Origin of the sequence: Aquabacterium sp. NJ1 (assembly GCF_000768065.1) — a bacterium.
In the GTDB taxonomy this organism is placed as follows: Bacteria; Pseudomonadota; Gammaproteobacteria; order Burkholderiales; family Burkholderiaceae_C; genus Aquabacterium.
Window position 1 is genome coordinate 1,340,764 of sequence record NZ_JRKM01000001.1, and the last position, 13,418, is coordinate 1,354,181.

General features: G+C 64.5%; 12 protein-coding genes. 7 read left to right on the forward strand and 5 right to left on the reverse strand.

Annotated features, from left to right (window positions below):
* Window positions 1–4: 4 nt before the first annotated feature.
* From JY96_RS05775 to JY96_RS23705, 3 genes are all read right to left on the reverse strand, one after another.
* The gene (locus JY96_RS05775) at window positions 5–928 is read right to left on the reverse strand and encodes a branched-chain amino acid ABC transporter permease (RefSeq protein WP_035041433.1); all 924 of its coding nucleotides are present in this window, start codon (window positions 926–928) and stop codon (window positions 5–7) included.
* Window positions 929–996: 68 nt separating this feature from the next.
* Window positions 997–2,469: an aldehyde dehydrogenase family protein gene (locus JY96_RS05780; protein ID WP_035035738.1), complete on the reverse strand. Its 1,473-nt coding sequence runs from the start codon at window positions 2,467–2,469 to the stop codon at window positions 997–999.
* A gap of 31 nt (window positions 2,470–2,500) precedes the next feature.
* Window positions 2,501–2,965 (reverse strand): hypothetical protein, encoded by a 465-nt coding sequence (locus JY96_RS23705; RefSeq protein WP_200883436.1) that lies wholly within the window; start codon window positions 2,963–2,965, stop codon window positions 2,501–2,503.
* A 180-nt stretch (window positions 2,966–3,145) separates the two neighbouring features.
* Here JY96_RS23705 and JY96_RS05795 point away from each other — a divergent pair, with 180 nt between their 5' ends.
* Both JY96_RS05795 and JY96_RS05800 read left to right on the forward strand, forming a co-directional pair.
* Window positions 3,146–3,406 (forward strand): RNA-binding S4 domain-containing protein, encoded by a 261-nt coding sequence (locus JY96_RS05795; protein WP_035035741.1) that lies wholly within the window; start codon window positions 3,146–3,148, stop codon window positions 3,404–3,406.
* 97 nt (window positions 3,407–3,503) lie between these two features.
* Window positions 3,504–5,150, forward strand: a complete 1,647-nt coding sequence (locus JY96_RS05800) for an acyl-CoA synthetase (protein WP_035035744.1) — start codon at window positions 3,504–3,506, stop codon at window positions 5,148–5,150.
* A gap of 6 nt (window positions 5,151–5,156) precedes the next feature.
* Here the strand turns inward: JY96_RS05800 and JY96_RS05805 are convergent, their stop codons facing one another.
* Window positions 5,157–5,636 (reverse strand): hypothetical protein, encoded by a 480-nt coding sequence (locus JY96_RS05805; RefSeq protein ID WP_152606373.1) that lies wholly within the window; start codon window positions 5,634–5,636, stop codon window positions 5,157–5,159.
* A gap of 243 nt (window positions 5,637–5,879) precedes the next feature.
* On the opposite strand from JY96_RS05805, the gene JY96_RS21995 reads away from it, so the two are divergent.
* The 4 genes from JY96_RS21995 (at window position 5,880) to JY96_RS05825 (ending at window position 11,453) form a co-directional block, all read left to right on the forward strand.
* Window positions 5,880–8,282 carry a diguanylate cyclase gene (locus tag JY96_RS21995; RefSeq protein WP_052162180.1) on the forward strand — a complete coding sequence of 801 codons (2,403 nt, stop codon included), beginning with the start codon at window positions 5,880–5,882 and terminating at the stop codon, window positions 8,280–8,282.
* Window positions 8,283–8,364: 82 nt separating this feature from the next.
* Window positions 8,365–9,909 (forward strand): AMP-binding protein, encoded by a 1,545-nt coding sequence (locus JY96_RS05815; RefSeq protein ID WP_035035750.1) that lies wholly within the window; start codon window positions 8,365–8,367, stop codon window positions 9,907–9,909.
* A gap of 27 nt (window positions 9,910–9,936) precedes the next feature.
* Window positions 9,937–10,695 carry a class II aldolase/adducin family protein gene (locus JY96_RS05820; protein WP_035035752.1) on the forward strand — a complete coding sequence of 253 codons (759 nt, stop codon included), beginning with the start codon at window positions 9,937–9,939 and terminating at the stop codon, window positions 10,693–10,695.
* Window positions 10,692–11,453 (forward strand): hypothetical protein, encoded by a 762-nt coding sequence (locus tag JY96_RS05825; RefSeq protein WP_052162181.1) that lies wholly within the window; start codon window positions 10,692–10,694, stop codon window positions 11,451–11,453. Before JY96_RS05820 ends, JY96_RS05825 begins: the two co-directional genes overlap by 4 nt.
* Here the strand turns inward: JY96_RS05825 and JY96_RS05830 are convergent.
* Window positions 11,431–12,321: an acyltransferase gene (locus JY96_RS05830; protein ID WP_035035755.1), complete on the reverse strand. Its 891-nt coding sequence runs from the start codon at window positions 12,319–12,321 to the stop codon at window positions 11,431–11,433. The two genes, JY96_RS05825 and JY96_RS05830, sit on opposite strands and share 23 nt — an antisense overlap.
* Window positions 12,322–12,458: 137 nt before the next feature.
* Between JY96_RS05830 and ppk2 the strand changes: the two genes are divergently transcribed.
* A complete protein-coding gene (gene ppk2 / locus JY96_RS05835) occupies window positions 12,459–13,376 on the forward strand; it encodes a polyphosphate kinase 2 (protein WP_035035757.1) in 918 nt (305 codons plus the stop codon).
* Window positions 13,377–13,418: the final 42 nt, after the last annotated feature.

Here is a 13,418-nt window from a genome sequence, read left to right on the forward strand (position 1 = left end):
CCCCTCATGCCCGATCGGCCACACGCTCGCCGAGCAGGCCTTGCGGCCGCAAGGTCAGCACCAGGATCAGCACCGTGAAGGCGAAGATGTCCTGGTAGTTGCTGCCCAGTACGCCGCCGGTCAGGTCACCGATGTAGCCGGCACCCATCGCTTCGATGATGCCCAGCAGGATGCCCCCCACCATGGCGCCACCCAGGTTGCCGATGCCGCCAAACACCGCGGCGGTGAAGGCTTTCAGGCCCGGCAGGAAGCCCATGGTGTGCTGCACCGAGCCATAGTTGGCCGCCCACATCACACCGGCCAGTGCCGCCAGCGCCGCACCGATGATGAAGGTGGCCGAGATGACCTTGTCCGGCTGCACGCCCATCAGCTGCGCCACACGCGGGTTCTCGGCCGTGGCCCGCATGGCCCGACCCAGCTTCGTGCCGTTGATCAGGAACATCAGGCAGGCCAGCGTCACCGCCGTCACACCCAGGATCAGGATCTGCACCATGTTGATGGAAGCGCCCAGGATCTCGTAGGGCTCGTCGGGCAGCAGGATGGGGTAAGGCTTGTAATCGGGCTTCCAGATGATCATGGCCAGGGTCTGCAGCAGCAGTGACATGCCCATGGCCGTGATCAGCGGGGCCAGGCGCGGTGCGTTGCGCAACGGCCGGTAAGCCAGCTTTTCGATCACGTAGTTCAAGGCCATGCAGGCCAGCATGGCCACCACCAGGGACAAGGCCAGCAAGGCCCAGCCCGGCAGGCCGCTATCGGCCAGGTGGGTCACGACCGTCCAGCTCACCAGGGCGCCGACCATGAGCACCTCGCCATGGGCGAAGTTGATCAGGTTGATGATCCCGTAGACCATGGTGTAGCCCAGGGCCACCAGGGCATACATGCTGCCCAGCACCAGGCCGTTGATCAGTTGTTGAATGAAGGTATCCACGAGCTTCGTGTCATGCAAAAAGCCCGCCATGTAGGCGGGCCGGGATGATCAGGCGTCGGGATTATCGGTCAGAACAGCGAAGGCAGACGCAGGGAATCCACTGTCCAGCGGATCAGCTTCTGCTTCAGGCCGGTGTAGGGCGGGAAGAACATCTTGGCCATCAGCACCGGGCCGGACTTGAGCACGGCACGCTCGTGCGAGAAGGCCTTGAAGCCGAACTCGCCGTGGGCACTGCCGATGCCGGAGTTGTTCACGCCGCCGAAGGGCAGGTTGCCGTGGGCATAGTGCAGCACCACGTGGTTGATGGCCACGCCGCCCGAGCTGGTCTGGGCCAGGATCTGACGCATGCGCGCCTTGTTCTTGCTGAAGATGTACAGCGCCAGGGGCTTGGGCGCGGCGTTGATCTGGCGCACCACTTCGCTGATATCGCGGTAGGTGATCACGGGCAGCACCGGGCCGAAGATTTCCTCCGACATGATGCTGGCGTTGGCGGGCGCCTGCTCGATCAGCGTGGGCGAGATGTAGCAGCCGGGGATGTCCACATCACCACCGACCAGCACCTTGGCGCCCTTGTCCTTGGCGTCCTGCAGCAAGCCGGCAATGCGCTGGGTGTGGCGCTGGTTGATCACGCGGGTGAAGTCCGGGCTCTTGCGCTGAGCTTCGGGTGTGGCGCCAAAGCGCTCGGCGATCACCTCGCGGCAGGCCTGCACGAAGCGGTCCTTGACGGACTCGTGCACATACAGGTGGTCAGGCGCCACGCAGATCTGGCCGCAGTTGGTGAACTTGCCCCACAGCAGGGTCTGGGCCGACAGCTTCAGGTCAGCCGACTCATCCACGATCACGGGCGACTTGCCACCCAGCTCCAGCGTCACGCTGGTCAGGTGCTTGGCGGCCGCGGCCATCACGACCTTGCCCACGGCGGGCGAGCCAGTGAAGAAGATGTGGTCGAAGGGCAGCTCCAGCAGGGCTTGCGAGGTCTGCAGCGCGCCTTCAAACAGCGCCACCTCGTTGCTGGGGAAAGTCTGGGCGATCACCTCGGCCATCACCGCGCTCACAGCGGGTGTCATCTCCGAGGGCTTGAGGATGACGGTGTTGCCTGCAGCCAGGGCCGACACCAGCGGACCAAAGCACAGGTTGAGCGGGAAGTTCCACGGTGCGACGATCAGGCAACGGCCACGCGGCTGGTACTCGATCCAGCTCTGCGTGAACATGGTGGCCATCGTGGGCCACACGCGCTTGGGTGTCGACCATTTCTTGAGGCTGCCGATGGCATGGCGGATTTCGTCGAGCACCGGCATGAACTCGGTGCCCTCGACTTCAGCTGCCGGCTTGCGGTAGTCCAGCTGGAAGGCTTTGTAGAAGTCATCGCGGCGGGCCATCATGGCGTCGCGCAGCTTCTTCAGGCGCGCGATGCGCTCGGCCACGGTCGACTCGCGCCAGGCCGTGGCGGTGGCCAGTTGAGACTCGAAAACGCGCTGGATGTCAGCAGGGCTGGATTCGCCGGTGTGGGGGTCAACGATGTGCATATTGGCTCTGTTCATGCTTGTCTCCAACGGTCAGGTCAGCCGGCACTCAGGCCTTCGGTTTGACAGCTTTCGTGGCGGGTGCCTTCCTGGCTGCGGCTTTCTTGGCAACGGCCTTCTTCGCCGGCGCCTTGACTTCTTCGGCGGCCTTCACGGGGGCTGCCTTCTTGGCCTCCACCTGTTTGACCTCCACCTGTTTGGCTGGCACCTTCTTTGACACCGGCTTGGCTGGCACGGCCGAACCGACGGCACTCAGGCCTGCACGAATCAGCTGCTCAGTCAGGGCATTGAGGTCCACGCCATCGCGCTCGGCCATCTCACGCAACTGGCTGACCAGATCCTTGTGCAGCTTGACGGCGAACGGCACCAGGCCCGCAGCCTGATCCAGCTTGCGCTGTTCCTTGCGATCTGGCAAGGCGGCAGACCCTTGCGCGAAACGCCCAGGGGGCCCCGAGTGCAACATCTGCCCGCGAATCTTCAGGGCCAGGTTTTTTACCAGATCAGTTCTTTTCATGAGTCGTCACGGCCGCCCCAGAGGGGACAATGGAGGCACCGGCGGCGCGTGCCACCCGGTGCCTTGAACCAGGGCCGCACGGTATCTGAATACACAGCGGCCCACAATCCCGCGATTGTGCACCGTTCGTGCAAGCGTTCACACTCCCCCGGCTTACGCAACAACCCTGACTCCTGTTCCATGCCTCCACTTCAGCAAATCACCTTCGAGCTGCGCGGCGAATTCATCACCCTGGACAAACTGCTCAAGGCCTGCAGCCTCGCTGAGAGCGGCGGGCGCGCCAAGACCATGGTGGCCGAGGGCCGCGTGCAGGTCGATGGCCAGGATGAACTGCGCAAAACCGCCAAGATCCGCGCAGGCCAGGTGGTGAGCGTGCAAGGCGCGCGCATCAAGGTCGTGCCCGAAGGCGCGTCCGAATCTACGGATTCATCCAGCATCTGAAAACAGCAAAACGCGCAAACTGCGCAAATCCCTGACTATCCCTGTTTGAATCACGGGTTTTCTGCGGCAGGATGTCGGCTCCCACAAGGAGACCTGCATGAGCAACATCTACGAGCAAGACCTGTCTCGCAACGACGCCAACTTCGCTGCATTCACCCCCCTGTCTTTCATCGAGCGCACGGCCGCCGTCTACCCTGAACGGCTGGCCATCGTCCACGGCGATCTACGCCAGACCTGGGCGCAGACCTATGCGCGATGTCGCCAACTGGCCAGCGCACTGAGCCAACGCGGCATCGGCCTGGGCGACACCGTCGCCGTCATGCTGCCCAACACACCACCCATGGTGGAGGCCCACTTCGGCATCCCCATGACGGGCGCGGTGCTCAACACCCTCAACACCCGGCTGGACCCCGAAGCCCTGGCCTTCATGCTGGACCACGGCGAAGCCAAGGCCGTGATCGTGGACCCGGAGTTCGCCGCCGTCATGGCCAAGGCCATCGGCCTGCGCCAAACGCAGCGTGACATCCTGGTCATCGACACCGAAGACGCGCTCTACACGGGCAATGTGCAGCGCATCGGCAGCCTCACGTACAACGAACTCGTGGCCAGCGGCTCGCCCGATTTCGAATGGCAGATGCCCGCCGACGAATGGCAGGCCATCAGCCTGAACTACACCTCGGGCACCACCGGCAACCCCAAGGGCGTGGTCTACCACCACCGGGGCGCGGCCATGAATGCGGTCTCCAACATCCTCGAATGGGACATGCCCAAGCACGCCGTCTACCTGTGGACGCTGCCCATGTTCCATTGCAATGGCTGGTGCTTCCCCTGGACGGTGGCCGCGCGTGCCGCCGTCAACGTGTGCCTGCGCCGCGTGGACCCGAAAGCCATCTTCGATGCCATCCGCACGCACAAGGTCAGCCACTACTGCGGCGCGCCCATCGTGCACGGTGCGCTGGTCGCGGCCCCTGCTGAACTCAAGCAAGGCATCACGCACCAGGTCAAGGCCATGGTGGCCGGCGCCGCGCCACCTGCCGCCATGATCGAGGGCATGGAGCAACTGGGCTTCGACCTCACCCACGTTTATGGCCTGACCGAGATCTACGGCCCCGCCGCCGTGTGCGTCAAGCACGAGGAGTGGGACAAGCTGGATGTGGGCGAACGCGCCCGCCTGAACGCACGCCAGGGCGTCAACTACCACCTGCAGCGCAACGTCACCGTGATGGACCCCGGCACCATGCAGCCCGTGCCCGCTGATGGCGAGACCATGGGCGAGATCATGTTCCGCGGCAACATCACGATGAAGGGTTACCTCAAGAACCCCCGAGCCACGCAAGACGCCTTCCGTGGTGGCTGGTTCCACACGGGCGACCTGGCCGTGATGTACCCCGATGGCTACGTCAAGATCAAGGACCGCAGCAAGGACATCATCATCTCGGGCGGCGAGAACATCTCGTCCATCGAAGTGGAAGACGTGCTCTACCGCCACCCTGCCGTGATGGCCGCCGCCGTGGTTGCCAAACCCGACGAGAAGTGGGGCGAAACGCCTTGCGCCTTCATCGAACTGAAGGCCGGTGCCCAGGTCACGGCAGAAGACATCATCGCCCACTGCAGGCTGCACCTGGCCGGCTTCAAGATCCCGCGTGCCGTGGTCTTCGGTGACTTGCCCAAGACCTCCACCGGCAAGATCCAGAAGTTCGAATTGCGCAAGCTGGCGGGCTCGACGCAGGCCATCAACGTCTGAAGCCGCTCAGGTCAGCACCGCCTTGAGCATGTCCGGCAGATCCGCCACCTTTTGCAGGGTCTGCTCGGACACGCCTTCGGGCGGTGCCAGCCCCCCAGGGTCGGTCAGCAGCACCTCAGCCTGACCATCCGCACGCTGACGGATCAACACCGTCCACGGCAACTCCGGCCGGGCCTGATCCTGCGCCTGCAGGACGGGCGTGTGCCCGTCTTCATCCCCCAGCACCAGCACCCGGGTCTCACCATGGGCGGGCTGCGTGCCATCCGGGGGCTTCACGGTAGTGCGCAAGACCACCGGCAAGCCATTGCGGCGAGCCGAACGCTCGATCTGCCGCACGGTTTCATCCACGTCGTACTTGCTGGTCAGCGCAATGCGGGTACGCTGACCGATGGGCTCGTCTTCCAGCTCATCACGTTGCGGCCAGCGCCCCGCCACCAGCAGGATCAGGGCCATGCAACCGGTCATCCAGTATCTCGTCATGTGCATGAACAGCCTCCATGAGTTGATCCCTTGAGATCGGGCCGCGGCGCGCAAGTTCAAGGGGACTTGCGTTTCGCGATGTAAAGCCGGCTGGCGCCATTCGTCAAGATGGCATCAGGCACATCAAACGCAGGCCGTTTTTTGGCTCCTGCGCCCATGGTTCTGGCGTGAATTTCCTCAGCCGCCAGGTGGACTTTGTGCGTAACATCTTGGCTTCAGTTGTCGTGCCGAGTTGCTGGAGCTTGTTGAATGCCCGCTGCCCCCATCCCGCCAGATGAAGACCTCAGACTGGCGGCATTGCGTGACCTGAAGCTGCTGGATCAGGAAGGCGACCAGGAACTCGACCGCATCACGGCGCTGGCGGCCAGCGTGCTGGACGTGCCCATCTGCGTGGTCTCCCTCGTTGACGAAGACCGCCTCTGGTTTGCGGCCCACCATGGCACCGACGGCAACCAGTGGCCCCGCGAGCTGAGTTTCTGCGGCCATGTGGTCAACAGCAAGCGCACCGTCCTGGCCCACGACCTGCGGCTGGATGAACGCTTCTGCGACAACGACCTCGTCATCCGCCGCGTGCCACCGCTGCGCTTTTATGCCGGTGTGCCACTGCTGTTCGGCGATGGCCAGGTGGTGGGCACCCTGTGCGTGATGGACCAGCGCCCACGCCCTGATTTCGACGAGGCCAGGCTCAAGCAACTGATCCGCTTCAGCGAGATCGTGCACGACCAGATCCGCCTGCGCCAGCAGCGGCTGGCCGCCGAGCAGGCTCACACGCTGTTCTCATCGGGGCCCGTGGGCACCGTGGTGTGGGACGCGCAAATGCCGCCCCGTCCCACCTACCTGTCGGACAACCTCAAGGACATCATCGGCAAACGCCTGGCTGATGAACTGCACGACGGCCAGCCCTACATCGACATCGTGCACCCACAGGACCAGGAGGCCGTGCGCAGCAGCCTGAGCAGCCACCACCAGGGCATGCTGCCGGTGCTGGAGATCAGCTTCCGCCTGCGCCCCTCTGCGCGCGGCATGCGCTGGGTTCACCAGGTCAACAAGGCCGATTACGACGAGGCCGGACGCCTGCAAGGCATCCGCAGCTACCTGTTCGACCTCACGCGCCAGAAGCACCTGGAGTCCTCCATCGAGGCCACCAAGGAGCGCCTGTACCTCGCGCTTGAATCGGCCCGCATCGGCACCTGGGACGCCAACAACGAGACGCAGGAGCTCATCATCAACGCGCGCGCCGCCAGCATGCTGGGCTACCGCGAAGACGAGGTCGAGCACGACAACCAGAGCTGGATGGACATGGTTCACCCGCATGACCGCGTCAGCACCGACCAGGCCTTGCAGAGCTACCGCAACCCCGGCATGGACGTGATCGCGCTGGAGTACCGCATCCGGCACAAGAAGGGGCATTACGTCTGGGTGCAAAGCTACGGCCGCACCGTCGAGCGTGACGACAGTGGCCGGCCCCGGCGCATCGTGGGCACCTTGCTGGACATCACCGAGAGCAAGCGCCAGGAATCCCTGCGCAACCGCCAGCGCCAGTTGCTGGACCTGCTCAACCAGGCCCAGACCAGCTTCCTGCTCAACCGCAATGTGCAGGACGCCTGCGAGGCCTTGTTCGAGCCGCTGCTGCGCATCAGCGAAAGCGCGTTTGGCTTCATCGGCATCGTGCAGCACAACGACAAGGGCCAGCCTTACCTGATGGTGCCCACCATCTCGGACCTGGACTGGCGCCACGGCAAGGTGCGCAATGGCCATTACGAGCGCCGCCCTGAAGGCCTGCAGTTCCACCGGCTCGACAACCTGTTCGGCCACGTGGTGACGCACAACCAGATCGTGCTGACCAACGAACCCGGCACGCACCACGCCAGCCAGGGCACGCCCGAAGGCCACCCCACGCTGCGCAACTTCCTGGGCATGCCCATCCGCTTTGACAACAAGGTGCTGGGCATGATCGCGCTGGGCAACCGCCCCGATGGTTTTGACGAGCAGATGGTGCAGTTGCTGGAGCCGCTGGTGGTGACGCTGGGCACCTTGTTCCATGCGCGCGACCAGGAGAACGCCCGCGTGACCGCCGAGCAGGAGCTGCTGCGCCTGGCCACGCGCGATGCGCTGACCGGCCTGGCCAACCGCCGCCACTTCTTCGACATCGCCGAGACCAGCCTGACCCAGACACGCCGCTACGGCACGCCCATGACCGTGGCCCTGCTGGACCTGGACCACTTCAAGCACATCAACGACACGCACGGCCACGCGGCCGGTGATGCCGTGCTCAACGCCTTTGCCGACGTGCTGCGTGAATCCCTGCGCGACACCGACACGCCCGCACGCGTGGGCGGCGAAGAGTTCGCCGTGCTGTTGACCAACACGCCCTTGAGCGAGGCGCTGATCGCGCTGGAGCGCATCCGCCACACGCTGGACGAAACACCGATCCAGGTAGGCGACCGCACCGTGTACGCCACCGTGTCGATCGGCGCAGTGCAGTGGAACGCCAATCACGTGGATGTGGACGGCATGCTGGCCCATGCCGACGCCGCGCTGTACGCGGCCAAGCGCCATGGCCGCAACCGCGTACAGCTCTATCATGCGGAGCTGATGCAGATGGAAGCCACGGCCGACGCGCCCTTGCGCGCGGCCAACGACGCGGCCTGATCTGCCTCGCCGTTGCGGATGCCGCGCCTTGCTGCATCCGCCCCGAAACGACGCGACGCGTCTCTTCCAGGGGCACCTGATCATGAACCTGTTCACGGCCTTGCGCGCCGCGTGGCCCGCCACGCAGACCGACACCGCCATCCTCACCGACATCGGCCTGGCCTACACCTGGCAGGATCTGGACCGCGCCACGGCCATGCTGGCCAACCTGCTGGGCAGCCTCAAGCTGCATGGTACGGACGGCCGCCCACCGGTGGTCGCCGCGCACGTGGACAAATCGGTCGAGGCCCTGATGCTGTATCTGGCCACGCTGCGTGCCGGCTGCGCCTTCCTGCCACTGAACCCGGCCTACCGGGCAGATGAGCTGAACTACTTCGTCAACGATGCGCGCCCGGCCGTGCTGGTGTGCCGCCCGGCCGACCAGGAATGGGTGATCCCGCTGGCGGCACACGGCCATGTCGAACACCTGTTCACGCTGGGCGCCGACCGAACAGGCAGCCTGCTGGCGCATGCCGCGCATCAGGATGACCAGCACGAGCCGGCCACACGACAAGCGGGCGACCTGGCTGCCATCCTCTACACCTCGGGCACCACCGGCCGCAGCAAGGGCGCCATGCTCAGCCACCACAATCTGTGGAGCAACGCCCGCACCCTGCTGAGCCTGTGGGACTGGCGCCAGGACGATTGCCTGCTGCACGCCCTGCCCATCTTCCACATCCATGGCCTGTTCGTGGCCTGCCACTGCGCCTTGCTGTCAGGTACGCCCATGCGCTGGCTTGGCGCGTTCGACCCGGCCAGCGTGCTGCGCGAGATCACGGCCACGCAAGGGCCTCGCGCCAGCATCTTCATGGGCGTGCCCACCATGTATGTGCGCCTGCTGCACGATGCTGGCCTGACGTCGCAAGCCACGCAGCACATGCGCCTGTTTGTCAGCGGCTCGGCGCCCATGCTCACGGCCACGCACGAGGCTTTTGCGCAGCGCACCGGCCAGACCATCCTGGAACGTTATGGCATGAGTGAAACCGGCATGCTGTGCTCCAACCCCTGTCGCACCAGCGAAGGCCCACGCGTGCCCGGCAGCGTGGGCCGCCCGCTGCCCGGCGTGGGCCTGCGCATCGTTGACGAAGACGGCGAGGTGTTGCCTGCACAGGCCATCGGCCAGGTCGAGGTCCAGGGCGCCAACGTGTTTGGCGGCTACCTGGGCATGCCGGACAAGACCGCCGAGGCCTTCACGCCAGATGGCTGGTTCCGCACCGGCGACGTCGGCCACATCGATGGACACGGTTATGTGCACCTCTCCGGCCGCGCCAAGGACCTCATCATCACCGGCGGCTTCAACGTCTACCCGGCCGAGGTCGAAGCGCTCATCGACAAGCAGCCCGGCGTGGTCGAGTCTGCCGTGATCGGCGTGCCGCACCCGGACTTTGGCGAAGGGGTGGTGGCGGTCATCGTGGCCGCACCGGGCCAGCTCCTGCAAGAATCCGAACTCATCACGAATCTGAAGGACACGATCGCCGGCTTCAAGGTGCCCAAGCGCATCTTCACGGTGCCCGATCTGCCACGCAATGCCATGGGCAAGGTGCAAAAGAACCTGCTGCGGCAAAGCTTTCAGCACACCTTCCAGTAAGCTGCGGTTCAACCTGAGGAGACAAACATGGACATCCCATCCCTGAAGGACAAGGTCAGCCCCGAAGAATGGCAGCTGCGTGTGGACCTGGCCGCGGCCTACCGCCTGGTGGCGATGTATGGCTGGAGCGACCTGGTCTTCACCCACATCTCGGCCCGCATCCCCGGCCCCGAGCACGCCTTCCTCATCAACCCCTACGGGCTGATGTTCGATGAGATCACGGCCTCCAGCCTGGTCAAGGTCGACCAGAACTGCAACAAGCTCAGTGACTCGCCCTTCTTCGTCAACCCGGCTGGCTTCACCATCCACAGTGCCGTGCATGCCGTGCGCGAGGATGCGGGCTGCGTGCTGCACACCCACACGCGTGCCGGCGTGGGCGTGTCGGCGCAGAAGAACGGCGTGCTGCCCATCTCGCAGCAAAGCACCTTCGTGCTGGCCTCGCTGGCTTATCACGCGTACGAAGGCGTGGCCTTCCGCGAAGAAGAAAAGCCCCGCCTGCAGGCCGACCTGGGCGACAAGAACTTCCTTATGCTGCGCAACCACGGCCTGCTGACCGTGGGCCGCACCATCGCGGACGCCTTCCTGAGCATGTACATCTTCGAGTCGACCTGCCAGATCCAGCTGGCCGCACAATCAGGCGGCGCCGAATTGACCGAGGTCAACCCGCTCATCCTGCAAGGGGTGGCCCAGGCCATGAAGGTGCAGACTGAGGGCATGGGCGGCAGCTTCGTGTGGCCGGCGCTCATCCGCAAACTCGACCGAACAGATCAAAGCTACAAGACATGAAGAAGGTATGGATCGTCGGTGGCCTGGTGGCAGCTTCGCTGGCCCTGGGCACACTGATCGTAATCGGGCATGACCTGCTCACCCCGCCCGATGCCCCGCCAGCCAAGGCCAGGTCTTCCGGCCTGCCGTGGCAAGTCGACAGCCTGCCAGGTGGCGCCAGCAAGGTCATGGGCCTGACGCTGGCCCCCTCAGGTTCAGCACCGGGCTCAACGCAGGTGGCCAGCACCCTGGCCGATGCGCAAGAGCAATGGGGCCAGGCCATGCAGATCGCCATCATCGCTGCACCGGGTGAAGACGGCCTGCTGGAAGCCTTCGTGGACCCGGCGTCGGCGGGCTTCATCACTGGCAAGGCCGTGATCACCGCTCAGCTGAGCCGCGCCGAGATCCGCGCCATGCGCGAGCGCGCGATCAAGTCCGAGTTCATGGAAAGCACGACGCGCAAGTACACCTTGACGCCGGCCGATCTGCAGACCGCCTTGAAGGCACCCATCACGGCACTGAGCTTCATCCCTCAGGCCAATCTGGATGCTGACACGGTGATGGCCCGCTTTGGCGCGCCCGCCGAGCGTGTGCGCAGCAACGGGCACCTGGAGCACTTCCTCTACCCGGCCAAAGGCCTGGATCTGGCGCTCGACAGCGAAGGCAAGGAGCTGCTGCAGTACGTGGCGCCCGCCGAGTTCGACAAGTTGCGGCGCCCCTTGATGAAACCGGCAGTGGGCGCTGCCAGTGCGGCGCTTACTTCAGCTTCCCAGCCTTGAAGTCCGCTGTCAGGCGGTCGATCTCCTGATCCTTGACCTGCCACAGATCGTTGATCCACTGCTGCAGGTGGGCGCGTGAAGGCGGGTCACCGTTCTCATTGACCAGCACGTCCTTGGGGATGGGCACCGAGCGCACCGACACGATCACGTCTTCGATGTTGCCGGTCAGCAGGTCCACGAAGGTGGGCACGCCCTTGGGGTACACGATGGTCACGTCCACCATGCAGTTGAACAGCTCGCCCATGGTTTCCAGCGCCATGCCCACGCCACCGGTCTTGGCCTTGAGCAGGTGCTTGTAGGGCGTCTTCTGCTCCTTGGCCTTGGCCGCGGTGTAGCGCGTGCCTTCCATGAAGCTGATCACCGAGGTCGGGATCACCTTGTACTTCTCGCACGCCTTGCGCGCGGTCTCCAGGTCCTTCTTGGCGCTGGCACCGCCGCGGCGCTTCATGAAGGGAAAGTCCAGCGCCCACCAGGCCAGGCCCATCAGGGGCACATAGATCAGCTCATGCTTGATGAAGAACTTCAGCAGCGGGATCTTGCGGTTGAACACCTTCTGCAGCACCAGGATGTCCACCCAGCTCTGGTGGTTGCTGCTCACCAGGTACCAGCCCTTGTACTTGAACTGGGTGTCGCCCTGCACATGCCAGCGCGTGCGGCCCACCGCAGCCATCCACATGCTGTTGACGGCGATCCATGTTTCGGCGATGTTGGCCAGGATGAAATCCACCACCAGCCGCACAAAGCGAAATGGCAGCACCAGCTTGACCAAGGCCAAGGGGAAGACCAGGGAGAAAGCCACCACGATGTTGACGGTCAGCACGACGCTGGCCAGCACACCCTTGATGAAGGACACGATCCGATGAAACATGGCAAAAGGGGCCACAACCCCTGAAAAAAGCGACAGGTGGCGATTATGTGCACAGATGTACAGAAATCACCCAATCATCAAACTGACACGGCAGCGTGGCAGCTTATTTCGTTTGCATTCACGTTCTCCAGCCCACCATGACCCAACCCACCGCCCCCATCGACCAGGACCTGCTGCGCCGCCTGCAGGACGACGTGATCGACAGCTACGACGAAGAGCTGGAAATGGAAATCGACGACCGCCTGCTGGCCGGCGAAACACTGGGGCTGAGCCCCGAGGCGCGCGAGACCCGCCGCATGTACTTTCGCGAGCTGTTCCGTCTGCAGGGCGAGCTGGTCAAGCTGCAAGACTGGGTGGTGCACACCGGCGAGCGCGTGGTGGTGCTGTTCGAGGGGCGCGATGCCGCCGGCAAGGGTGGCGCCATCAAGCGCATCACCCAGCGCCTCAACCCCCGCGTGTGCCGCGTGGCCGCCCTGCCCGCCCCCAATGACCGCGAAAAGACCCAGTGGTACTTCCAGCGATATGTGGCCCACCTGCCCGCCGCCGGCGAAATCGTGCTGTTCGACCGCAGCTGGTACAACCGCGCCGGCGTCGAGCGCGTCATGGGCTTTTGCAGCGACGACGAGCTCGAAGAGTTCTTCCGCTCCGTGCCCGAATTCGAGAAGATGCTGGTGCGCAGCGGCATCCGCATCTTCAAGTACTGGTTCTCCGTGTCGGACGACGAACAGGAAGCGCGCTTCCTGGCCCGCATCCAGGACCCGCTCAAGCAGTGGAAGCTCAGCCCCATGGACCTGGAAAGCCGCCGCCGCTGGGAGGACTACACCCGCGCCAAGGAGGTGATGCTGGAGCGCACCCACATCCCCGAGGCACCCTGGTGGGTCGTGCAGGCCGTGGACAAGAAGCGCTCGCGCCTCAACTGCATCCACCACTTGCTGCAGCAGATGCCGTATCACGAAATCGAACATGCCCCGGTGGCCTTGCCACCTCGCCAGCGTCGCGAGGACTACATCCGCCAGCCCGTTCCCCACAACATGATCATCCCCGAGATTTACTGAAACACGGTACGCTTGAGCGTTTGTGGGCGCCTTGCGCCCTTG